This window comes from Streptomyces sp. NPDC025721, assembly GCF_055558595.1.
Map to the genome: position 1 here is coordinate 69,544 of NZ_JBVHMF010000015.1, position 20,336 is coordinate 89,879.

General features: G+C 70.8%; 20 protein-coding genes and 1 riboswitch. Of the genes, 8 read left to right on the forward strand and 12 right to left on the reverse strand.

Annotated features, from left to right (window positions below; all coding sequences use genetic code 11):
- Positions 1 to 111 precede the first annotated feature (111 nt).
- Positions 112 to 210, reverse strand: a riboswitch (cobalamin riboswitch).
- 105 nt (positions 211 to 315) lie between these two features.
- Complete coding sequence (locus ACZ4EF_RS21550) at positions 316 to 546, reverse strand: hypothetical protein (protein WP_391044369.1); 231 nt, start codon at positions 544 to 546, stop codon at positions 316 to 318.
- An 89-nt stretch (positions 547 to 635) separates the two neighbouring features.
- Between ACZ4EF_RS21550 and ACZ4EF_RS21555 the strand changes: the two genes are divergently transcribed.
- The gene (locus ACZ4EF_RS21555; protein ID WP_355347320.1) at positions 636 to 1,589 is read left to right on the forward strand and encodes a helix-turn-helix domain-containing protein; all 954 of its coding nucleotides are present in this window, start codon (positions 636 to 638) and stop codon (positions 1,587 to 1,589) included.
- 91 nt (positions 1,590 to 1,680) lie between these two features.
- Here ACZ4EF_RS21555 and mctP read toward each other — a convergent pair whose 3' ends face one another.
- The 3 genes from mctP to ACZ4EF_RS21570 all read right to left on the reverse strand — a co-directional run bounded on the left by mctP (position 1,681) and on the right by ACZ4EF_RS21570 (position 4,470).
- Positions 1,681 to 3,303, reverse strand: coding sequence for a monocarboxylate uptake permease MctP (gene mctP, locus ACZ4EF_RS21560; protein ID WP_467506070.1), 1,623 nt, complete (start codon positions 3,301 to 3,303; stop codon positions 1,681 to 1,683).
- Positions 3,300 to 3,575, reverse strand: coding sequence for a DUF3311 domain-containing protein (locus ACZ4EF_RS21565; protein ID WP_467506072.1), 276 nt, complete (start codon positions 3,573 to 3,575; stop codon positions 3,300 to 3,302). Before ACZ4EF_RS21565 ends, mctP begins: the two co-directional genes overlap by 4 nt.
- A gap of 118 nt (positions 3,576 to 3,693) precedes the next feature.
- Positions 3,694 to 4,470, reverse strand: coding sequence for a GntR family transcriptional regulator (locus ACZ4EF_RS21570; protein ID WP_355347422.1), 777 nt, complete (start codon positions 4,468 to 4,470; stop codon positions 3,694 to 3,696).
- A gap of 319 nt (positions 4,471 to 4,789) precedes the next feature.
- On the opposite strand from ACZ4EF_RS21570, the gene ACZ4EF_RS21575 reads away from it, so the two are divergent.
- The 4 genes from ACZ4EF_RS21575 (at position 4,790) to ACZ4EF_RS21590 (ending at position 9,615) form a co-directional block, all read left to right on the forward strand.
- Entirely contained in the window at positions 4,790 to 6,085 is a 1,296-nt protein-coding gene (locus ACZ4EF_RS21575) for an extracellular solute-binding protein (protein ID WP_355347311.1), read from the forward strand.
- A gap of 91 nt (positions 6,086 to 6,176) precedes the next feature.
- Positions 6,177 to 7,184, forward strand: a complete 1,008-nt coding sequence (locus ACZ4EF_RS21580) for a carbohydrate ABC transporter permease (protein WP_355347308.1) — start codon at positions 6,177 to 6,179, stop codon at positions 7,182 to 7,184.
- Positions 7,181 to 8,068, forward strand: coding sequence for a carbohydrate ABC transporter permease (locus tag ACZ4EF_RS21585; RefSeq protein WP_391044377.1), 888 nt, complete (start codon positions 7,181 to 7,183; stop codon positions 8,066 to 8,068). The genes ACZ4EF_RS21580 and ACZ4EF_RS21585 overlap by 4 nt, the downstream gene beginning before the upstream one ends.
- Positions 8,065 to 9,615 carry a glycoside hydrolase family 3 protein gene (locus ACZ4EF_RS21590; RefSeq protein ID WP_401306479.1) on the forward strand — a complete coding sequence of 517 codons (1,551 nt, stop codon included), beginning with the start codon at positions 8,065 to 8,067 and terminating at the stop codon, positions 9,613 to 9,615. Before ACZ4EF_RS21585 ends, ACZ4EF_RS21590 begins: the two co-directional genes overlap by 4 nt.
- Before the next feature lie 84 nt (positions 9,616 to 9,699).
- Here ACZ4EF_RS21590 and nagB read toward each other — a convergent pair whose 3' ends face one another.
- On the reverse strand, positions 9,700 to 10,485 hold the full coding sequence (nagB, locus tag ACZ4EF_RS21595) for a glucosamine-6-phosphate deaminase (RefSeq protein ID WP_391161610.1): 786 nt from the start codon (positions 10,483 to 10,485) through the stop codon (positions 9,700 to 9,702).
- 781 nt (positions 10,486 to 11,266) lie between these two features.
- Here nagB and ACZ4EF_RS21600 point away from each other — a divergent pair.
- Positions 11,267 to 12,715 carry a sensor histidine kinase gene (locus ACZ4EF_RS21600; RefSeq protein WP_355347416.1) on the forward strand — a complete coding sequence of 483 codons (1,449 nt, stop codon included), beginning with the start codon at positions 11,267 to 11,269 and terminating at the stop codon, positions 12,713 to 12,715.
- A 133-nt stretch (positions 12,716 to 12,848) separates the two neighbouring features.
- Here the strand turns inward: ACZ4EF_RS21600 and ACZ4EF_RS21605 are convergent, their stop codons facing one another.
- On the reverse strand, positions 12,849 to 13,106 hold the full coding sequence (locus ACZ4EF_RS21605; protein WP_031520293.1) for a WhiB family transcriptional regulator: 258 nt from the start codon (positions 13,104 to 13,106) through the stop codon (positions 12,849 to 12,851).
- Positions 13,107 to 13,425: 319 nt separating this feature from the next.
- On the reverse strand, positions 13,426 to 14,394 hold the full coding sequence (locus ACZ4EF_RS21610) for a diacylglycerol/lipid kinase family protein (RefSeq protein ID WP_355347298.1): 969 nt from the start codon (positions 14,392 to 14,394) through the stop codon (positions 13,426 to 13,428).
- Between the two features lie 48 nt (positions 14,395 to 14,442).
- Here ACZ4EF_RS21610 and ACZ4EF_RS21615 point away from each other — a divergent pair, with 48 nt between their 5' ends.
- Complete coding sequence (locus tag ACZ4EF_RS21615) at positions 14,443 to 14,964, forward strand: hypothetical protein (protein ID WP_355347295.1); 522 nt, start codon at positions 14,443 to 14,445, stop codon at positions 14,962 to 14,964.
- A 138-nt stretch (positions 14,965 to 15,102) separates the two neighbouring features.
- Here ACZ4EF_RS21615 and ACZ4EF_RS21620 read toward each other — a convergent pair whose 3' ends face one another.
- From ACZ4EF_RS21620 to ACZ4EF_RS21640, 5 genes are all read right to left on the reverse strand, one after another.
- Positions 15,103 to 16,317, reverse strand: coding sequence for an RNA polymerase sigma factor SigF (locus tag ACZ4EF_RS21620; protein ID WP_467506075.1), 1,215 nt, complete (start codon positions 16,315 to 16,317; stop codon positions 15,103 to 15,105).
- 30 nt (positions 16,318 to 16,347) lie between these two features.
- Positions 16,348 to 16,761, reverse strand: coding sequence for an ATP-binding protein (locus ACZ4EF_RS21625; protein WP_188283433.1), 414 nt, complete (start codon positions 16,759 to 16,761; stop codon positions 16,348 to 16,350).
- A 196-nt stretch (positions 16,762 to 16,957) separates the two neighbouring features.
- Positions 16,958 to 17,527 carry a GNAT family N-acetyltransferase gene (locus tag ACZ4EF_RS21630; RefSeq protein ID WP_467506077.1) on the reverse strand — a complete coding sequence of 190 codons (570 nt, stop codon included), beginning with the start codon at positions 17,525 to 17,527 and terminating at the stop codon, positions 16,958 to 16,960.
- A gap of 9 nt (positions 17,528 to 17,536) precedes the next feature.
- A complete protein-coding gene (locus ACZ4EF_RS21635) occupies positions 17,537 to 18,271 on the reverse strand; it encodes an AAA family ATPase (RefSeq protein WP_467506079.1) in 735 nt (244 codons plus the stop codon).
- Positions 18,268 to 19,212: a 1-aminocyclopropane-1-carboxylate deaminase/D-cysteine desulfhydrase gene (locus ACZ4EF_RS21640; RefSeq protein WP_467350864.1), complete on the reverse strand. Its 945-nt coding sequence runs from the start codon at positions 19,210 to 19,212 to the stop codon at positions 18,268 to 18,270. Before ACZ4EF_RS21640 ends, ACZ4EF_RS21635 begins: the two co-directional genes overlap by 4 nt.
- 127 nt (positions 19,213 to 19,339) lie before the next feature.
- Between ACZ4EF_RS21640 and ACZ4EF_RS21645 the strand changes: the two genes are divergently transcribed.
- The gene (locus ACZ4EF_RS21645; protein ID WP_355347285.1) at positions 19,340 to 20,257 is read left to right on the forward strand and encodes a MurR/RpiR family transcriptional regulator; all 918 of its coding nucleotides are present in this window, start codon (positions 19,340 to 19,342) and stop codon (positions 20,255 to 20,257) included.
- Positions 20,258 to 20,336: the final 79 nt, after the last annotated feature.

Consider the following 20,336-nt stretch of genomic DNA (forward strand, 5'->3'; position numbering starts at 1 on the left):
AGGCGCACCCCTGCTCAGGCATGGGCGTGCCGCGACGCGTCCGCCGGCCCAATCCGCGAGGCCCGGACACAACTGCGCCCGTCGCTTGTGGGCGCTACGGGCGCGCTGGCGGCAGGTCCTCGGGCTGTGCGGGCGTACGCCCGCTCACCGTTGCGGGGCAGCGCCGGATTCGCACCGGCTTCCCCTGCTCGACAGCGAAGTTGAGCATACATGTAGTGCCGCGGTTCGCGTGGAAGCCCAGATGTTGTGTCGTGAGGGCGGGTCGCCGAGGTCGGCGCGCAAGCGCCGGAGGGGATTTTATTCCCTCCGGCGCCCTCAGATCCGCGGGGCCGCGACCGCTGTGAGGGCCGGTTCGCGGCCTGGTTCGCGGTCCGCGCGCGCGGCGCGTCTCGCGTGCGCCCGGCGTGTCGCCTCGGCCTCGCGGGCGGCGTCGGCCGCGCGGATCTGGCGGGTGATCCTGGCCTCGGCGCGCAGGCCCAGGACGGGGACGAAGGAGAGGATGAGGAGGAGGGCGGAGAGGGCTGCGATGTCCAGGAGAACGGTCATGGGTCAATCGTGCTCGCGCCGCTTACCCGCGAACAGTGGCAGGACCGCCGTACTACCGCGACATCCTGCCACGTGGCATCCTCGGGAGCATGCTGAAGAACGTGGCCGCGGTACTGCTCGACGGTGTCCACCCCTTCGAACTCGGGGTGATCTGCGAGGTGTTCGGCCTCGACCGCAGCGAGGACGGGCTGCCCGTGTACGACTTCGCGGTGATCTCCGGCGAGGGCCCGACGCTGCGCACGCACGCCGGGTTCGAGCTGTCGGCCTCCTGCGACATGGACCGGCTGGACGAGGCGGACCTGATCGCCGTACCGGCCGGGGACTCGTACATCGACCGGGACTTCCCGCCGCAGGTGCTCACGGCGCTCAACCGGGCCGTGGAGCGCGGCGCGACGGTGCTCAGCGTGTGCTCGGGCGTCTTCGTGCTGGCCGCCTCCGGCATGCTCGACGACCGGCGCTGCGCCACGCACTGGCGGCACGCGGAACGCCTCGCGAGCCGGTACCCGCAGATCAAGGTCGAGTCCGACGTGCTGTACGTGGACGACGCGGGGGTGATCACCTCGGCCGGTACGGCCTCCGGCATCGACGCCTGCCTGCACCTGGTGCGCAAGGAGCAGGGCAGCGCCGTCGCCAACGGCATCGCCCGCCGCATGGTGGTGCCGCCGCACCGCGAGGGCGGCCAGGCGCAGTACGTGGACCGGCCGCTGCCGCGCGGGCAGAGCGACACCGTGGCCGGGGTGCTGTCCTGGATGGAACGGCACCTGGACCGCGAGGTGACCGTCGAGGAGCTGGCCGCCCGCGCCCACATGTCGCCGCGCACCTTCGCCCGCCGCTTCCAGCAGGAGACCGGCACCACCCCGTACCGCTGGCTGCTGGGTCAACGGGTGCTGCTGGCACGGGAGTTGCTGGAGGCCACCGACCACACCATGGACGCCGTCGCGCTCCGCGCGGGGTTCGGGAACGCGGCGACCATGCGGCATCACTTCGCCCGCTGGACGGGGACCACGCCGCAGGGGTACCGGCGCACTTTCGCCTCGCGCTGAGGCGCGGGTCCCCAAGGCGCGGGTCCCCAAGGCGCGGGCCGCACACCACAACGCGGCCTCGCGCCCCCGGGACCCGCCCCCTCGCGCTCTACTACGCCGGTGCGGGAACCGCCTCCTTCGCCGCCTCCTCCGCCTCCACCACGTAGTCGCCCTTCGCCGTCTCGTCCACGCCGTCGGGGGCCTTGAGGGCGCGCAGGACCAGGGTGAGGACGACCGCGACCGCCGCGTTCAGGACGAAGGCGGTGAGGCCGATGTAGCCGAGCTCGCCGATGCCGGGGATCTTCGCGGAGTTGCCGCCGAAGTGCGACTGGCTGGCGCTGGTCTGCTCGTACGCCTTCCACGTGCCGTACGCCATGCCCGCCGCCCAGCCGGCCAGCAGCGCCCAGCGGTGGAACCAGCGGGTGAACAGGCCGCCGACGATGGCCGGGACGGTCTGGAGGATCCAGATGCCGCCCAGGAGCTGGAAGTTGATCGCGACCGTCTTGTCCATCGACAGCACGAAGACGAGCGCGCCGACCTTGACCACCAGGGACGCGGCCTTGGAGACCTTGGTCTCCTGCGCGGGGGTGGCGTCCGGTTTGAACAGGTCCTTGTAGATGTTGCGGGTGAACAGGTTGGCCGCCGCGATCGACATGATCGCCGCCGGGACCAGCGCGCCGATGGCGATGGCGGCGAAGGCCACCCCGGCGAACCAGGAGGGGAACATGTCCTCGAAGAGCTGGGGGATGGCCAGTTGGGCGTTGTACCCCTTGACGCCCTTTCCGACGCCCGCCGCCAGCGCCATGAAGCCGAGCATCGCCAGCAGGCCGAGCATCAGCGAATACAGCGGCAGGATCGTGGTGTTGCGGCGGATGGTGTTGCGGCTCTTGCCGGAGAGCACGGCCGTCACCGAGTGCGGGTACAGGAAGAGCGCCATCGCCGAGCCCATCGCGAGCGTGGCGTACGCCCATTGGGCCTGCGGCGCCGACACCAGTGAGCCGCGCGGCTTGCCGGTGGCGGGGTTGGTCACCTTGTAGGCCGCGTCCGCCTTGTCGAAGATGTCGCCGAACCCGCCCAGTTTGTACGGGATGTAGATGATCGCGACCACGATGACGATGTAGATCAGCGCGTCCTTGACGAAGGCGATCAGCGCGGGCGCGCGCAGCCCGGAGGAGTACGTGTACGCGGCCAGCACACCGAAGGCGATCAGCAGCGGCAGGTCCTTGACGAACCAGTTGGTGGAGTCGCCGCCGCCCACGCCCATCACGTCCAGCACGGCCTGGATGCCGACGAGTTGGAGCGCGATGTACGGCATGGTCGCGACGATCCCGGTGAGCGCCATCGCGACCGACAGGCTCTTCGACCCGAACCGGCCGCGGATGAAGTCCGACGAGGTCACGTACCCGTGCTTGTGCGAGACCGACCACAGCCGCGGCAGGAAGAGGAACACCAGCGGGTAGGTGATGATCGTGTACGGGACCGCGAAGAACCCGGCGGCGCCCGCGGAGTAGATCGCGGCGGGCACGGCGACGAAGGTGTACGCGGTGTAGAGATCGCCGCCGAGCAGGAACCAGGTCACCCAGGTGCCGAAACCCCGGCCGCCCAGGCCCCATTCGTCCAGGTGCAGGGCGTTCTCCGCGCGTCGCCAGCGGGCGGCGAGGAAGCCCATCACCGTGACCAGGAGGAAGAAGAAGACGCAGACGCCGAGCGCCACGCCGTTCACGTCGTTCGTCACTTGGCCGCACCCCCCTTGCGCGCCCGCTCCTCGCGGCGCACCAGGACGTACGCGGTGTACGTCAGCAGCGCCGCCGCCGGCACCCACGCCATCTGGTACCAGTAGAAGAACGGGATGCCGATGAACCTCGGGGTGAGCCGCGAGTACGAGCCGACCCAGAGCAGCGCCACGAAGGGCGCGACCAGGCATATCCCGGCGATCACGCGCGACGCGGTGACCACCGGCCGCCGCGGCGGTGCGGGGTGTTCCTCAAGTGATAGGTCGTCGGGCATACGTGCGGCTCCCGTCCCCTAGAGCTACGAGTGTGACTCGCGGGAATCTAGGGGAGGGGAGTAGCGCACGTCACCATGTGTGCGGCGATCTCACTCGTGAGAAGTCAAACCGGCGGTCTCAGTCGGTGGGGCGGCTCAGTCGTGCCACGAACTTGTAGCGGTCGCCGCGGTAGACCGAGCGCACCCACTCGACCGGTTCGCCGACGGTGTCGATCGAGTGCCGGGAGAGCATCAGCATCGGCAGGCCGACGTCGGTGCCGAGCAGTCCGGCCTCGCGCGGGGTGGCCAGCGAGGTCTCGATGGTCTCCTCCGCCTCGGCCAGCCGCACGTCGTAGACCTCGGCCAACGCCGTGTACAGGGACGTGTACTTGGCGAGGCTGCGGCGCAGCGCGGGGAAGCGCTTGGCCGACAGGTGCGTCGTCTCGATCGCCATCGGCTCGCTGTTGGCCAGCCGCAGCCGCTCGATCCGCAACACCCGGCCGCCGGCCTTCATGTCGAGCAGCCCGGCGAGCCGGTCGTCGGCGGTGATGTAGCCGATGTCCAGGAGCTGGGACGTGGGTTCGAGACCCTGGGCGCGCATGTCCTCGGTGTACGAGGTCAGTTGGAGCGCCTGGGAGACCTTCGGCTTGGCGACGAAGGTGCCTTTGCCCTGGATGCGTTCGAGCCGGCCCTCGACCACGAGTTCCTGGAGCGCCTGGCGGACCGTGGTGCGCGAGGTGTCGAACTCGGTGGCCAGCGTGCGCTCCGGCGGTACGGGCGTGCCGGGGGGCATGGTCTGGGTGATGTCCAGAAGATGCCGCTTGAGCCGGTAGTACTTGGGCACGCGTGCGGTACGGCCCGCGGTGCTCGCGGTCCCCGCCGTACTCTCCGCGCCACTGCCCGCGTCGCTGTCCATGACGTCTACTCCCGACTGCTGTCGTGCTGCCGTCACCGGCTCCTCCGTTATATGCGGCTCACATCGTGGCACGGCCTGACCTGGAGCGGGGAGGCGGTAGTGGTCGCTTCCCGCTCAGGTGTCGGTCCGATAACAGAGCCGACATGGGTTCTTATACACCCTTGACACCCCCAAAGGTCTAGGCCAAGCTCCGGGTACTGGTCTAAACCATTAACGACCAAATCCCAGACCCACGAGCAGGACGCGGCTGCACACGTGTCTCGCGGTAGCCGACATTTCGGGTGGTGGGGGGAGTTTCGGGCATCCTGAGGAGGGTGGCGTGAAGCGCAAGCTCATCGCGGCGATCGGCGTCGCGACCATGATTGCTGGTATTGCGGCCTGTGGGTCGGACAAGAAGGACGACAAGGCCGCTGAGAAGCCGGCCGACCAGACCGGCACGGTGACCGTCTGGCTGATGGCCGAGGCGCAGACCGCCTGGCCCGAGCTGGTACAGAACACCACCGCCCAGTTCAAGGCGAAGTACCCGAAGGTCAACGTCAAGATCCAGTACCAGCAGTGGAGCGACAAGGTCCAGAAGCTGGACGCCGCGCTCTCCGGTTCCAGCGCCCCCGACGTGGTCGAGCTGGGCAACACCGAGACCCAGACGTACATCCTCAACGGCGCTCTCGCCGAGCTGGACAAGAAGACCTTCCAGAACTCGGACACCTGGATCAAGGGCCTCGAGGACACCTGCACCTACCAGGGCAAGCTCTACTGCGCGCCCTACTACGCCGGTGCCCGCGTCGCGATCTACAACACCGCCGACTTCAAGGCCGGTACGGGCTCCGACGCCTTCCCCGCCACCGAGGACGAGCTGACCGCCGCCCTGGACAAGATCGAGGCGAAGAAGGGCGGCGACAAGACGTACTCGCCGCTCTACCTCCCCGGCCAGTACTGGTACGCGGCCATGTCGTACGTGAAGGCGTACGGCGGCCAGATCGCCAAGACCGACGGCAGCAAGTGGACCGCCGACCTGGAGAGCCCGCAGGCGCAGCAGGGCATCCAGCACTTCATCGACCTGGTGAAGAAGTACAACCACGGCGACCAGACCAAGGACGAGGCGGACCACGCCAACGTCATGGCCCACGAGAAGGCCGGCGTCATCTACGGCAACGGCTGGGAGTCCGGCTCGGTCATCACGCCGCCGAACGGCAACGCCAAGCTCAAGGACGTCATCAAGACGGCCACGATGCCCGGCCCGAACGGCAAGGCGCTGCCCTCCTTCATCGGCGGCTCCGACCTCGCCGTGGTCAACAAGTCCAAGGTGAAGGACCTCGCCAAGGAGTGGATCGCGGACTTCACCGACGAGAAGAACGAAGCCGCGCTGGTCACCAAGGCGACGCTGCCGAACAACACCAAGCAGCTCGAGCCGATGAAGGCCGACCCGGCCACCGCCGCCGCGGCCAACGCCGTGCCGGACGCCTGGTTCACGCCGATCGCACCGGGCTGGGCCGCGATCGAGAAGCAGGGCATCCTCAAGTCGATGCTGCTCGACATCCTCAAGGGCAAGTCCGTCGCCGACGCCACCAAGGCCGCCGACGACAAGATCAACTCGCTGATCAACACCGCCTCCTGACACGGCGGTCGTCACCAGGGGAGGGCGGTCCGCGGTCGCGGGCCGCCCGCCCCGGTATCCCGGCATGGACACCGAAGAAAGGTCAGAGCGGATGAGTGCCGCCGACACGCATGCCACCGAGCCGGTGACGGGGGGCCGCCCGCAGATCCCGCCGCCGCGCTCGACCGGTCCGGTCGCCACGACAGCGGGCCGCGCCGCCGGGCGCAACCGGCAGAGCAGATCGCTGCCGTATCTGCTGATCGCTCCGGCGCTGCTGATCATGATCGGCGTGCTGGGCTACCCGCTCGTCGACACCATCGTGCTGTCCTTCCAGGACGAGCGCCGCAACAACCTCTGGAACGGCGTCGCGGCGCCCTGGGTCGGCTTCGACCAGTACAGCTCGATCCTCGGCGACAGCGAGTTCTGGGCCGTGGTGCTGCGCACCGTGGTCTTCGTCGTCGTCTGCGTCGTCGCCACCATGTCGCTCGGCCTGCTGATCGCGCTGCTGATGCAGCGGGTCTCCAACTGGGTCCGGGTCACCATGAGCAGCGTGATGATCGCCGTGTGGGCGATGCCGCTGCTGGTCGCCACCTCGGTCTTCAAGTTCATGTTCGACTCCGACTACGGCCTGGTGAACCAGCTCCTCACCCGGCTGCCCGGCGTCGACTACACCCGGCACAACTGGTTCCTCAACCCGACCACCGGCATGGCGATCATCGCCGTCCTGGTCGTCTGGGGCGCCATCCCCTTCATCGCCATCAGCCTGCACGCGGCGCTCACCCAGGTCCCCAAGGAACTGGAGGAGGCCGCGCGGATCGACGGCGCCAAGGGCTTCGGCATCTTCCGCTACGTCACCTTCCCGATCATCAAGCCGGTCTTCGTGATGACCAGCACCCTGTCGGTGATCTGGGACTTCGGCGTGCTCGGCCAGATCCTGCTGATGCGCGGCGGCCAGCCCGAGCAGGACTACCAGACGCTCGGCCTGTACGCGTACACCCAGGCGTTCATCTCCAACTCCTTCAGCCGGGGCGCGGCCATCTCCGTGGTCTCCGTCCTGCTGCTGTCGGGTGTCGCCGTCTACTACCTGCGCCAGCTTCTGAAGATCGGAGAGGTCGAGTGAGCACCGCTGTCAAGAGCGGCCCCGCGACCCAGGGCCCCACGGCCGGAGTCGTCTACCGCACTCCGAAGAAGAAGCGCAACGGCTGGAACGTGCTCGGCCTGATCGTCACCGTCATCATGGGCTTCCCGGTGTACTGGATGGTCATCACCGCGCTCCGCCCGAGCCAGGAGATCCTCAGCTACCACCAGAAGCTCTATCCCAGCTCCGTCACGTTCAACCAGTTCAAGCGCGCGATGGACATGCCCAACTTCTGGGACAACGTCAAGAGCAGCGTGATCATCTCGGCGTGCAGCGTCGTGATCGCCATCGGCATCGGCCTGCTCGCGGCGTACGCCATCGGCCGGTTCAAGTTCTGGGGCCGCCGCGGCCTGGTCATCGCGCTGCTGGTGATCCAGCTCATCCCGGCCACCTCGATGCTGATCCCGATCTACATCCAGCTCAACAAGATGGGCGGCCTCAACCAGTACTGGGGCGTCATCGTCGTCTACGCGGCGAGCACACTGCCCTTCGCCGTATGGATGCTGCGCGGCTTCATCGTCAACATCCCCAAGGAGCTTGAGGAGTCGGCGATGGTCGACGGGTGCAGCCAGATGGAGGCGTTCCGCCGCGTCGTCCTCCCGCTGCTCGCGCCCGGCCTGGTCGCCGCGTCGATCTACGCGCTGATGACCGCCTGGAACGAGTACCTGTTCGCCTACGTACTTCTCCAGGACAATGACAAGTACACGTTGAGCATCTGGCTGCTGAAGTTCACCGGACAGCGCGGTACGGACTACGGGGCCCTCATGGCGGGCTCGATCCTGATCGCCCTGCCCGTCGTGATCTTCTTCCTGTTCGTCCAGCGCAAGGTGGCCTCCGGCCTGACCGCAGGCGCGGTGAAGGGATGACCGTCATTACCGTCGACACGCCCGCGGACGTCCTGGCCCGCGACGCCCTCACCGTCCTCCAGCCCGGCTTCCGCGGCACCGAGGCCCCCGACTGGGTGCTGCGGCTGCTCGCCGAAGGGCTCGGCGCGGTCGCGCTGTTCTCCCGCAACATCGAGTCGCCCGAGCAAGTCGCCCGGCTCACCGCCCAGTTGCGCGCGGTACGGCCCGACGTGCTCGTGGCCGCCGACGAGGAGGGCGGTGACGTCACCCGCCTCGAAGCGCGCGGCGGCTCCTCCTTCCCCGGCAACCTCGCGCTCGGCGCCGTCGACGACGTCAAGCTCACCCGGGCCGTCGCCGCCGAACTCGGCCGCAGGCTCGCCGCGTGCGGCGTCAACCTCAACTGGGCGCCGTCCGCCGACGTCAACTCCGACCCCGGCAACCCGGTCATCGGCGTCCGCTCCTTCGGCGCCGAGCCCGAACTGGTCGCGCGCAACACCGCCGCCTACGTGGAGGGAATGCAGTCGGCGGGCGTCGCGACCAGCGTCAAGCACTTCCCCGGCCACGGCGACACCGGCGTCGACTCGCACCACGCGATGCCGCGCATCGACGTCGACCTCGACACCCTGCGCGACCGCGAACTCGTGCCGTTCAAGGCGGCCGTCGCCGCCGGCACCAAGGCCGTGATGAGCGCTCACATCCTCGTCCCGGCCCTCGACCCCGACCTGCCGGGCACGCTCAGCTCCGCCGTCCTCACCGGCCTGCTGCGCGCCCCGCGCGAGCAGGGCGGCCTCGGCTACGACGGCCTCATCGTCACCGACGGCATCGAGATGCAGGCCATCTCCGCCGCCTACGGCATCGAACGCGGCACCGTCATGGCGCTGGCCGCCGGGGCCGACGCGATCTGCGTTGGCGGCGGCCTGTCCGACGAGCAGACCGTGCTCGGCCTCCGCGACGCCATCGTGCGCGCGGTGCGCGAGGGCGACCTCCCCGCCGAGCGGCTGGCCGACGCCGCCGCCCGGGTGCGCGACCTCCAGGTGTGGGCCGCCGAGCGGGCGGCCGCAGCGGAGGGGACCGCGTCCGCCGCCCCGGCAGGGGAGTCCGACATCGGCCTGGAGGCGGCCCGCCGCGCCCTGCGGATCACCCGCCGCGCCGAGTTCACCCCGCTCACCGAGGCGCCCTACGTCGCCGCCCTCACGCCGGTCGCCAACATCGCCGTCGGCGACGTGACCCCCTGGGGCATCGCCGCCGACCTCGCCAGGCTCCTGCCGGGCACGGTCACGGGCACCTACCCCGGCCGCGAGGTGGAGGAGCTGGGCGCCGAGGCGTTCGCCGCCGGACTCCTCGACGAGGCCGGCGACCGTACGATCGTCGTCGTCGTCCGCGACGCCCACCGGCACCGCTGGATGTCCGAGGCGCTCGCGGCGGTCGTCTCCCGCCGCCCCGGCACGGTCGTCGTGGAGATGGGCGTGCCCCAGGCGCCCGCCACCGGCGCCCTCCACATCGCCACCCACGGCGCGGCCCGCGTCTGCGGCACGGCCGCCGCCGAGGCCATCGTGGGCTCCGTCTGACGCGGGCTCCGTCTGACACGACAGAGCGCCGGACGGACTGCGATCAGTCCGTCCGGCGCTCTTTCGCGTTCCGCCGGGCAGGCCCTAGACGCCCTGCCAGGCGGGCTTGGCCGCGAAGGTGGCGCGGAAGTACGGGGCCAGCTTCAGCTTGGAGGCGGCGGCCTCGTCCACGACCACGGTGGCGTGCGGGTGGAGCTGGAGCGCCGAGGCGGGAACGACGGCGGCGACGGGCCCCTCGACGGTCTGCGCGACGGCCTCCGCCTTGCCCTCGCCGGTGGCGAGCAGCACCAGGTGCCGGGCCTCCAGGATGGTGCCGATGCCCTGCGTGATCACGTGGTGCGGCACCTGCTCGATGTCGCCGTCGAAGAAGCGGGCGTTGTCGACCCTGGTCTGCTCGGTGAGCGTCTTGATCCGGGTCCTGGAGGCGAGCGACGAGCAGGGCTCGTTGAAGCCGATGTGCCCGTCGGTGCCGATCCCCAGGAGCTGGAGGTCGACGCCGCCGGCCGCGGCCAGCGCCGCGTCGTACGCCTCGCAGGCGGCCTGCACGTCGTCGGCGGCCCCGTCGGGCCCCATGAAGGACTCCTCCGACAGCCCCAGCGGCTCCACGACCTCCCGCAGCACGACCGAGCGGTACGACTCCGGGTGGCCGGTGGGCAGGCCGACGTACTCGTCGAGCTGGCAGACGCGGGCACGGGCCGCGTCGACGGCGCCCGAGCGGACCTTCGCCGCCAGCGCCTCGTAGATGGGCAGCGGGGTGGATCCGGTGGCCACGCCGAGCAGAGCGTCCGGCTTGCGGCGCAGCAGCGCGGCCATGGCCTCCGCGATCAGCTCGCCGCCTGCCGCGGCGTCCGGGACGATGACAACTTCCACGCTGGGCCTGCCGTTCTGGAGGGGACTTGTGTGGTATAGACCAATCTAGCAGAGCAGGGCCCCGCCGGCGCTGCGCCGGGGCACCTCTGCCCGCCACCAAGACCTCCACCGCGAAGCTGCTGGTCCTCTACGTCCTCGTGGAGGGCCTGCGCGGTGGGGTTCACCGCTCGGGTGCGGCTGCGCGTGGGGCTGAGCCCCTGGGCCACGTTTGCGCGAGGTGGGTGCACCGGATCTAAGCGCCCGGAGGCGAGAGGGCGGCAATAAAAAGGGAATTACGGCGCCCCCACAAAAGACGGCTCCCACCCCACGGCGCCCCCACAAAAGAGCCCCCCCGTCCACAAAAGAGCCCCCCGAAAAAACCCACGGGCCGCGGTGCGCAGCGGGGACCCTCAACCCCGCCGGCACCGCAGCCCGGAGCAGCCGTCGGCGCCTGGCCGGCGGGGTGTGCGGTTCCCCCCGGCGCGATGGGCCGACCTTGAGGTCAGGGCGTAGTCAGGGCAGAGAACGCCTTGCCTCGGTCCGTCCTCCTGTGCGGGGAGGACGGAGGTCTGATGCCACGCGTGTACGCGACACACGAGGTGTCACGTTCGACGCGCGGTACGCGCCACGCGTGGTGTCACGCTTCATTGTGGACTAGACCATTCGGCCTTGTCTACGGTTCCCGGCGACGCTTCCTCGCCAGGCCCCCGGCGGGTCGATGCACCCTCCAGCGAAATCATCTCCGAAAACGGCTCGTCCCGCACCCCCCTCCCCGGCCGGTACGCTCACAGGCGTGCCCTCCATGAACGACCTCGTACGCGAGCACACGGCCCTCGACGACTCCGACCTCGAATGGCTTCATCTGCTCGTCTCGGAGTGGCAGCTGCTCTCCGACCTGTCCTTCGCCGACCTCGTGCTGTGGGTCCCCACCCGCGACGGCACCCGGTATGTGTCCGTCGCGCAGATGCGGCCGAACACCGGGCCGACCTCGTACCAGGACGACATGGTCGGCCACCTGGTGCCGCGCGGACGGCGTCCGCTGCTGGACATGGCGCTCGACGAGGGCCGTATCGTCCGCGAGGGCGACCCGGAGTGGCGCGAGGAGGTGCCGGTACGGGTCGAGTCGATCCCGGTCCGCCGCGACGGCCGGGTCCTCGGGGTGATCGCGCGCAACACCAACCTGCTGACCGTACGCACCCCCAGCCGCCTCGAACTCACCTACTTGCAGAGCGCCAGCGACCTGGCCCAGATGATCGCCCAGGGCGCCTTCCCGTTCCCGGCCGAGCAGGTCGACATGGACGCCTCACCGCGCGCCGGTGACGGCCTGATCAGGCTGGACGCGGACGGGCTCGTGCAGTACGCCAGCCCCAACGCCCTGTCGGCGTACCACCGGCTGGGCCTGGCGGCCGACCTGGTCGGCCACCACCTGGGCAAGGCCACCGCGGAACTGGCCCCGGCCCGCGGCCCGGTGGACGAGGCGCTGGTGAAGCTGGCCAGCGGCTGGGCGCCGCGCGAATTCGAGGTCGAGGGCGGCGACGGCGTCATCCAGCTGCGCGCGATCCCGCTCAAGCCCAAGGGCGTCCACACCGGTTCGCTGGTGCTGCTGCGGGACGTGACGGAACTGCGCCGCCGCGAGCGCGAGTTGATGACCAAGGACGCCACCATCCGGGAGATCCACCACCGGGTGAAGAACAACCTCCAGACGGTCGCCGCGCTGCTGCGCCTCCAGGCCCGCCGGATGGACTCCGACAACGCCCGTGAGGCGCTGGAGGAGGCGGTCCGCCGGGTCGGGTCGATCGCCATCGTGCACGAGACGCTCTCCCAGACCCTGGACGAGCGGGTCGAGTTCGACGAGATCGCCGACCGCGTGCTGTCGATGGTCGCGGAGATCTCACCCGGCCGGGTCACCCCGCGCCGCACCGGCCGGTTCGGCATCCTGACCGCCGAGATCGCCACTCCGCTGTCCATGGTCCTGACCGAACTGCTCCAGAACGCGCTCGAACACGGCTTCGGGCCGGGGGAGTCGGGCACGGTGGACGTCACCGCCACCCGCGGCCGGGAGCGGATCACCATCTCGGTGCAGGACGACGGCCGGGGCCTGCCCGACGGCTTCGACGCCCAGGAAGCGGGCAACCTCGGCCTCCAGATCGTCCGCACCCTCGTGGTCGGCGAACTGGGCGGCACCTTCGACATGGTCCCCGCCGAGCCGCGCGGCACCCGCGTCGTCCTCGAACTGCCCCTGGAGAGCTGAGAGTTCGCCCTTCCTGCGCGAGGGCACAGCAAAGGACCCCGACCTGGAAGGTCGGGGTCCTTCATGATGCTGTGTGCTGCGCGTGTTGGTGGGTGCTGCGCGCTGCGGCTCGGGGGGAAGCGGTAAGTGCGCGTCAGGCGCTGGCGTTGCGGGCCCGGTTGCGAGCGGCGCGGCGCTTCATCGCGCGGCGCTCGTCCTCGCTGAGGCCACCCCAGACACCGGCGTCCTGGCCACTCTCCAGCGCCCACTGCAGGCACTGCTCCATGACGGGGCAGCGGCGGCAGACGGCCTTGGCTTCCTCGATCTGCAGCAGCGCAGGACCGGTGTTGCCGATGGGGAAGAAGAGCTCGGGGTCTTCCTCGCGGCAAACGGCGCGGTGACGCCAGTCCATGGCTGCTCCAACTCCTTGTGTGACAAGCACGTTGCTTGTGAATGTGAACGCTTTCACGAATCCCTACGCAGGCAACGGGACGCCGCCCAGTCTTCACTGGTGCTGGTCCCGCTGAGTGAGGTAGAAGATTCGGGCTCTCAAGGGGGTCGTTGTCAGACCGTCCCGAGCGCCACCTAGAGACTCGCAAACCTCGGCTGGAGATACAACCCCTTCAGAGAAGTTTTTTTGGATTCCTCGGTGTCGCCTCGGTCACAGCCGTACTTCCATGGGGTGCAGGGCAGTCTAAACGTTCGAGTAAAAGGACTTTAGGCTCTTCGACTTACACAATCACACGCAGTGCACGGCGTACGCCTGTGAAGGTCGCGCTCGTTCGCAGCCCCAGGTGGTCACCGTCCACCTGGAAGGGCAATGCCGCCTGCGATTGCAAGGTGAAGTCGGTCAGGTCGTGAAGCGCCAGCGCGTTCTTCCCGCGCGGTCCCCGCTCCGGAGTGGAACGGAGCAATTGCGCCGAGTAACGCGTGGCAGAGGCCATGGACATCTTTGTCACGCCCAGCAGATCGAGGGCGGTGTCGAAGGACGCGCCGGGGGAGGCGTACACCGGTCTGTTCCCGAGATAGGTCCACGGCGAGGTGTTGCAGATTATCGCCATCGCGAGCCCCGACACCGGTTCGCCGTCCGGGCGTTGCAACGAGATCGTGCCGTGCCTGCGGTGCGGATCGGCCAGAAACTGACGTGCGACCTGGCGCAAATACAGCGCGTGCGTGGAGCGCTTGCCCAACTCCCGCTGCTGTTCGACCCGTCCGACCACCCCGGCGTCGAACCCCAGACCCGCGCAGAAGGTGAACCAGCGCGGCGGCACCCCTTCGTCCTCGGTGCCCGGTGTCCCGCTCACCAGACCGAGCCCCACCGTCCGCGAGGACCCCTCGCGCATCGCGTCCAGCAGCGCGCCGGTCGCCTCCACCGCGTCGTTGGGCAGCCCGAGCGCCCGCGCGAAGACATTGGTGGACCCGCCGGGCACCACCGCGAGCTGCGGCAGCGCCTCCGGGTCGGGGCCGTGGTGCAGCAGCCCGTTCACCACCTCGTTGACCGTGCCGTCGCCGCCGAGGGCGACCACCAGGCCCACCTCGCCGCCTTCCGCGGCCCGCCGCGCGAGGTCCCGCGCGTGCCCGCGGTACTCGGTCGTCGCGACGTCCAGCTTGAGGTCGCTCGCCAGTGCGGTACTGATCACATCACGCACCCGCGCGCTGGTGGTGGTGGCGGCAGGATTGACCACGAGGAGAGCGCGCATGGTCGACAGCGTACCTACCGTCTGGTACAGCGGGCTACGCTGGCCGGTGTGAGCCAGCCCTCGAAGAAGACGCGGAAGCCGCCTCAGCGGGTGGCGGAGAAGATGCAGAAGTTCGTGCCGCCGATGCGCGAACAGCCCACCGAGCGCGAGCGGGAGGCAGCCGCCGCCGCGAAGGCCGCCGCCGACGCGGACGCGGGACCGCCGCCGCTGCGGCTGACCGCCGCTGCCGCCGTCGCCGCCGTGGAGGGCCTGGCCGTGGTCGCCTGGGGCGTCACGATGTTCTTCGGCGGCTCGGGCAAGGCCGTGCTCGCCGGGCTGCTTGTCCTCGTCCTCGCGGGCTTTCCGCTCGGCGCCGCGTACGGGCTGCGCAAGGCCCGCCGGTGGAGCCGCGGGCCCGCGCTGATCATTCAGCTCCTGTCGCTGCCGATCGCCTGGACGCTGCTGCACAGCGACGGCGGCGGCTTCGTCGCGGGCGGCGCGGTCCTGGGCGCCCTCGCCCTGACCTGCCTCGTCCTCCTGGCCCACCCCGCCACCACGGACGCCCTGGGAATGAGCCGGACGTCGTCCTGACCGCCCGGACGTCGTCCTGACAGCCTGACGTCGTCCTGACGGACCGCGCGCCCCGGCGGTCCGCGGCCGGTCTCTCGCGGGCGTGCGGGTCCCGGTCGCCCGGGCGGGCCTGGTCGTCGGCCGCCCGCCCGGCGAGGGCTACTCCTCGATCAGCAGCTTGTCCCGGAGCTGGGCCAGCGTGCGGGCCAGCAGACGCGAGACGTGCATCTGCGAGATGCCGACCTCCTGGGCGATCTGCGACTGGGTCATGTTGCCGAAGAACCGCAGCAGCAGAATCGTCTTCTCCCGCGGCGGGAGCTGTTCCAGCAGCGGCTTGAGGGACTCGCGGTACTCCACGCCCTCCAGCGCCTCGTCCTCGGAGCCGAGGGTGTCGGCGACGGCCGGCGACTCGTCGTCGGTGTCCGGGACGTCCAGGGAGAGCGTGCTGTAGGCGTTGGCGGACTCCAGGCCCTCCAGCACCTCCTCCTCGGAGATCTTCAGGTGCTCGGCCAGCTCGTGCACCGTCGGCGCCCGCCCGTGCCGCTGGGACAGCTCACCGGTCGCGGTGGTCAGCGCCAGCCGCAGCTCCTGGAGGCGGCGCGGCACCCGTACCGCCCAGCCCTTGTCCCTGAAGTGACGTTTGATCTCGCCGACCACGGTGGGGGTCGCGTACGTCGAGAACTCCACGCCGCGGTCCACGTCGAACCGGTCGACGGACTTGATCAGCCCGATCGTGGCCACCTGCGTCAGGTCGTCCAGCGGCTCACCGCGGTTGCGGAACCGCCGGGCCAGGTGCTCGACGAGCGGCAGATGCATCCGTACGAGCTGATTGCGCAGCTCCGCGCGCTCGTTGGAGCCCTCGGGCAGCTTGCTCAGCTCGACGAAGAGGGCGCGGGCGCCCGCCCGGTCGTGCGGGTCGTGCGCCTCCCGCTGCTCCTCGCGGTCGGATTCCCGGTCGGAGCCCCGGTCGGACTCGCGGTCGGATTCCCGGTCGGACCGGGGCTCCGCCTCCTGGCGCGCGGAGGGGGGCCCGGCCGGCTCCGCCTGCTGCTCCGGCGGCGCGTCCCGTCGCTCGGGCGGCTCGGGCTGTCCGGGCCGCTCCGGCTGCTCGCGCTGGTCCTGCTGCTCCATGGGGTCCGCCTGCTCCGCCTGCTGCGCCGCGTCCATTCCGTCCATACGGTCGTCCGTGCGGGTCTCCCCGCCGGGTTCGGGGTGCTGCCTGGCCGTGTGCCGCCGCCCGGCCGGCCCCGCGGGATCGGGTTGGGCCGGTACGGAGGCGCGGCCGTGCACCGCGGGCGACTGACGCGCGTCGTGCGCCTCGTCGTGGCCCGCGGGCGTGCCGGGGTCTTCACCCCGGGATAGCTCAGCGCTCATGGCGATTCCCCGTCTTCCCGCACGCGAGAGTCACGACAGCCCTGGACCGGCGCCGCGCTTCTTGTGGAGGCTGATGCTGACGGTCTTGTCCTCGGCGACGGTGGAGTCCACCTCGCCGGCCAGTGCCGACAGCACCGTCCACGCGAAGGTGTCCCGCTCCGGCGCCCTGCCGTCGGTGGTGGGCGCGGAGACCGTCACCCACAACGAGTCCCCGACGAGCCGGAAGACACAGCTCAGCACGGACCCGGGGACGGCTTGCTGCAACAGGATCGCGCACGCCTCGTCCACGGCGATCCGCAGATCCTCGATCTCGTCGAGGGTGAAGTCCAGCCGTGCCGCGAGTCCGGCCGTGGCCGTGCGCAGCACTGACAGATAGGCTCCCGCCGCGGGCAGCCGGACCTCGACGAAGTCCTTCGACCCGGGCTCGCCTGCGATCTGGGACACCCTCACCTCCACGGTGGCACACAGTGATTGCTCTGGTTCGCAGCGACGCTATCGCGATCCGTACCCCGCTGTCGCCCGGACGGCGCACGGTAGGGGAACGGTACGGTATCCGTATCTCTGTCACCCATGGTAAGCGCACGAGCACGGACCGTGGGTAGTGGTCTGCCGACTCAATTCGCATGAGAATCCGCCCGGTTCACCGAGCGTGCGCCAGCGCGGCCAGTTCGGCCAGCGCGGGGCCGGAAAGCCGCTGTACGGTCCACTCGTCCTGCGGGCGGGCGCCGATGGAGCGGTAGACGCCCAGCGCCTTCTCGTTCCAGTCGAGGACCGCCCACTCGAAGCGCTCGTAGCCGCGCTCCACGCAGACCGCCGCGAGCGCGGCCAGCAGCGCCTTGCCGTGCCCGCCGCCGCGCGCCTGCGGGCGTACGTACAGATCCTCCAGGTAGAGGCCGGGGGTGCCGGTCCAGGTGGAGAAGTTCCGGAACCACAGCGCGAAACCGACCACGGTGCCCGCGCCCGAGTCCGAGCCCTCGCCCTCCTCGCTCGAGCCGTCGCCCGCACCGTCCGCCGCGGGCTTCGCGGGCTTCGCGGGCTTCGCGGGCTCCTCGGCGATCAGCGCGTGCGCCACCGCGTCGGGGCCGAACAGGGCCGCGTGCAACTGCTCCTCCGTGGCCCGCGCCTCCTCCAGCGCCCGCTCGTACTCGGCGAGTTCGCGGATCAGCGCGTGGATCACGGGGACGTCGTCCGGGGTCGCGGTGCGGATCATGCCACCAGGTTACGGCTCGATGATGTGACGCAGGTAAGCGCGGGGGTCGGCCAGATAGCGACGCCAGTGGTCGACGATCGCCAGGTCCTCCCAGGCCGTCTCGCGCACACCGCGCTCGCCCACCTCCAGGATGGCCGCGTCGGGGGTCGCGGTGAGCAGCGGGGAGTGGGTGGCGCAGATGATCTGCGCGCCGGAGCGGCCCAGCTCGTGCATGAGGCCCACCAGGTGCAGACAGGCCGTGAACGACAGCGCGGACTCCGGCTCGTCCAGCACGTACAGGCCCACCGGGTGGCTGAAGCGCTCCCGGAAGGCGAGCAGGAAGCCCTCGCCGTGGCTCATGGACTCCACCGGCAGGAATTCGCGGCCGAGCGCGTCCATCGCGGTCTCGGCGCGCAGGAAGAAGCCGCGGCGGCCGGTACGCGGCCCGCCGAGCATCCGGCCGCCCGCCGCCGTGGTGTCGAAGCGGATGCGCTCGCCGAGCGGGGAGCGGGGGCGGTCCGAGACGTAGCGGTAGCCCGCCCGGCCGCCGTGCGGGTCCAGGCCGAAGCCCTCGGCGATGGCCTCGACCAGCGTGGACTTGCCCGAGCCGTTCTCACCGACCAGGAAGGTGACGGGCGCGGTGAAGCGCAGCCCGTCGCGCAGCAGCCCGGCGACGGCCGGGACCGACCACGGCCAGCGGTCCCCGCGGAACTCGTCGTCGCCCTCGGCGGCGGGGAGGTGCGCGTACGCCCTCTCGATGATCATCCGGTCCCTCCGGGGTCGGTGCCCGTGATCACCGCGGCCACCCGGGTGCCCGGCGGGAAGACGCCCTCCTCGGCCAGGGAGTGGACGCCGTGCAGCATCTTCGCCACGTAGACCGGCTCGGGGCGCAGTCCGTGCCGGGCGGCGAAGTCGGCGGCGAAGGCGTCGAGCTCGGGGGTGGTACGGGCGTAACCGCCGTGGTGGAAGCGGTCGTCGAGGCGCCACCGGCCGCGTCGGCCGCCGAACGCCTCCTCCTGGAGCCGCAGCACCTCGGCGGCCAGGAAGCCGCCGCCGCGCAGGACGGGGAAGCCGATCGCCTCCGCCCGGCCGAGCCCGGCCGCGAGCCCGGCCAGGGTGCCGCCGGTACCGACGGCGACCGCCACCACGTCGGCCTCGCCGTCCAGCTCGCGCCCCAGCTCGGCGGCGCCGACGGCCGCCAGCGCGTTGCTGCCGCCCTCGGGCAGCACATAGGCGGGCCCGAACCGGTCGGTGAGCGCGGCCAGCGTCTCGGGCTCGGCCTTGCGGCGGTACGTGGCCCGGTCGACGAATTCCAGTCGCATCCCGTCGGCCGCGGCCCGTGCCAGCGAGGGGTTGAGCGGCCGGTCGGCCAGTTCGTCGCCGCGCACGACGCCGACGGTGCGGAAACCGAGCAGGCGACCGGCCGCCGCCGTCGCCCGCAGGTGGTTGGAGTAGGCGCCGCCGAAGGTGAGCAGCGTGGTGTGCCCGGCCTCGGCCGCCGCGGCCAGATTCAGCCGCAGCTTGCGGTATTTGTTGCCCGGCAGGTCGGGGTGGATCAGGTCGTCCCGCTTGAGCGCGAGCCGCACCCCGCGGGCGGCCAGGCGCTCGTCCGCCACCTCGACGAGCGGCGACGGCAGCCGGGCGTCCAGCGGGTCGGCGGCACCGGAACCGGCGGATTCCGGGGCGGCGGGCGGCGGAAGGGTCACGCCGACATTGTCACCCGGACGTGTGACATTCGCCGGGGGCGGCCGGGTGCCGCGACGATCCCCTGGCGGCACAAGAGAATCCTCCCGGCAGGTCCCACGCGGAGGATTCACGGTGCATTCTTTCCCCGTGCACGAAAAAGTCCCGGGACGACCGGCCACCAGAGCAGCCAGCGTCACTGCGGCCAGTGACGCCGGTGACGCGCTCACCGCCACGGTGCGGGGGCTGCTGCCCTCGCTCACCCCGGCCGCCGCCAGGATCGCCTCGCTGATCGTGGAGGATCCGGCGCAGGTCGCGCGCAGCACGATCTCCGAGCTGAGCGCCCTGGCGGGCACCAGTGAGTCGTCGATCGTCCGCACCGCGCGGGCGCTGGGCTTCGCCGGGTACCCCGAGCTGCGGCTGGCGCTGGCCGCGTCCGCCGCCCGGCAGGCGCCGCGTTCCACGCTGACCTCCGGGATCACCGAGGATGACTCGCCCGCCGAGGTGATCGCCAAGCTCGTGCACACCGAGTCGCAGGCGGTGCTGGAGACCGCCACGCAGCTCGATCCCGAGCAGCTCGCGGGCGCCGTGAAGGCCGTCTGCGGCGGCGGGCAACTGCACATAGCCGGGGTCGGGGCGTCCGGTCTCGTCGCCCAGGACCTCCAGCAGAAGCTCGCGCGTATCGGGCGGCCCTGTCACGCCCACGGCGACTCCCAGTCGGCGCTCACCAGCGCCGTGCTCCTGGGGGCGGGGGACGTCTTCCTCGCCGTCTCGCACTCCGGCGAGAGCCGTGACGTCCTCGCGCCGCTGCGGCGCGCCGCAGCCGAGGGCGCCACGACCGTGGTGATCACCAACCACCCGCTGTCCACCGCCGCCCGGCTCGCCGATTTCATTCTCGTCTCGGCGGGCCGGGAGACGACGTTCCGTCCCGGTGCCATGGCCAGCCGCATCAGCCAACTGGTCGTTGTCGACTGCTTCTTCGTCTGCGTCGCCCAGCGCACCTTCGACACATCCAGCCGCGCCCTGCGCGTCACACACGCCGCCCTGGAGGGCGACCGCACCGGCTGACGCCGGTGGTGCCACCCGCCCCGCCGGGCCAGTCCGGTTGTCGCCGGACCACCCGCCGGTGGTGGGTTGCCCGCGCAGT

Excerpts from the sequence above, each read along its gene's own strand:
- ACZ4EF_RS21550 (WP_391044369.1), bottom strand. The coding sequence starts at position 546 with ATGACCGTTCTCCTGGACATCGCAGCCCTCTCCGCCCTCCTCCTCATC.
- ACZ4EF_RS21555 (WP_355347320.1), top strand. The coding sequence starts at position 636 with ATGCTGAAGAACGTGGCCGCGGTACTGCTCGACGGTGTCCACCCCTTC.
- ACZ4EF_RS21565 (WP_467506072.1), bottom strand. The coding sequence starts at position 3,575 with ATGCCCGACGACCTATCACTTGAGGAACACCCCGCACCGCCGCGGCGG.
- ACZ4EF_RS21570 (WP_355347422.1), bottom strand. The coding sequence starts at position 4,470 with ATGGACAGCGACGCGGGCAGTGGCGCGGAGAGTACGGCGGGGACCGCG.
- ACZ4EF_RS21580 (WP_355347308.1), top strand. The coding sequence starts at position 6,177 with ATGAGTGCCGCCGACACGCATGCCACCGAGCCGGTGACGGGGGGCCGC.
- ACZ4EF_RS21590 (WP_401306479.1), top strand. The coding sequence starts at position 8,065 with ATGACCGTCATTACCGTCGACACGCCCGCGGACGTCCTGGCCCGCGAC.
- ACZ4EF_RS21600 (WP_355347416.1), top strand. The coding sequence starts at position 11,267 with ATGAACGACCTCGTACGCGAGCACACGGCCCTCGACGACTCCGACCTC.
- ACZ4EF_RS21605 (WP_031520293.1), bottom strand. The coding sequence starts at position 13,106 with ATGGACTGGCGTCACCGCGCCGTTTGCCGCGAGGAAGACCCCGAGCTC.
- ACZ4EF_RS21610 (WP_355347298.1), bottom strand. The coding sequence starts at position 14,394 with ATGCGCGCTCTCCTCGTGGTCAATCCTGCCGCCACCACCACCAGCGCG.
- ACZ4EF_RS21620 (WP_467506075.1), bottom strand. The coding sequence starts at position 16,317 with ATGAGCGCTGAGCTATCCCGGGGTGAAGACCCCGGCACGCCCGCGGGC.
- ACZ4EF_RS21630 (WP_467506077.1), bottom strand. The coding sequence starts at position 17,527 with ATGATCCGCACCGCGACCCCGGACGACGTCCCCGTGATCCACGCGCTG.
- ACZ4EF_RS21635 (WP_467506079.1), bottom strand. The coding sequence starts at position 18,271 with ATGATCATCGAGAGGGCGTACGCGCACCTCCCCGCCGCCGAGGGCGAC.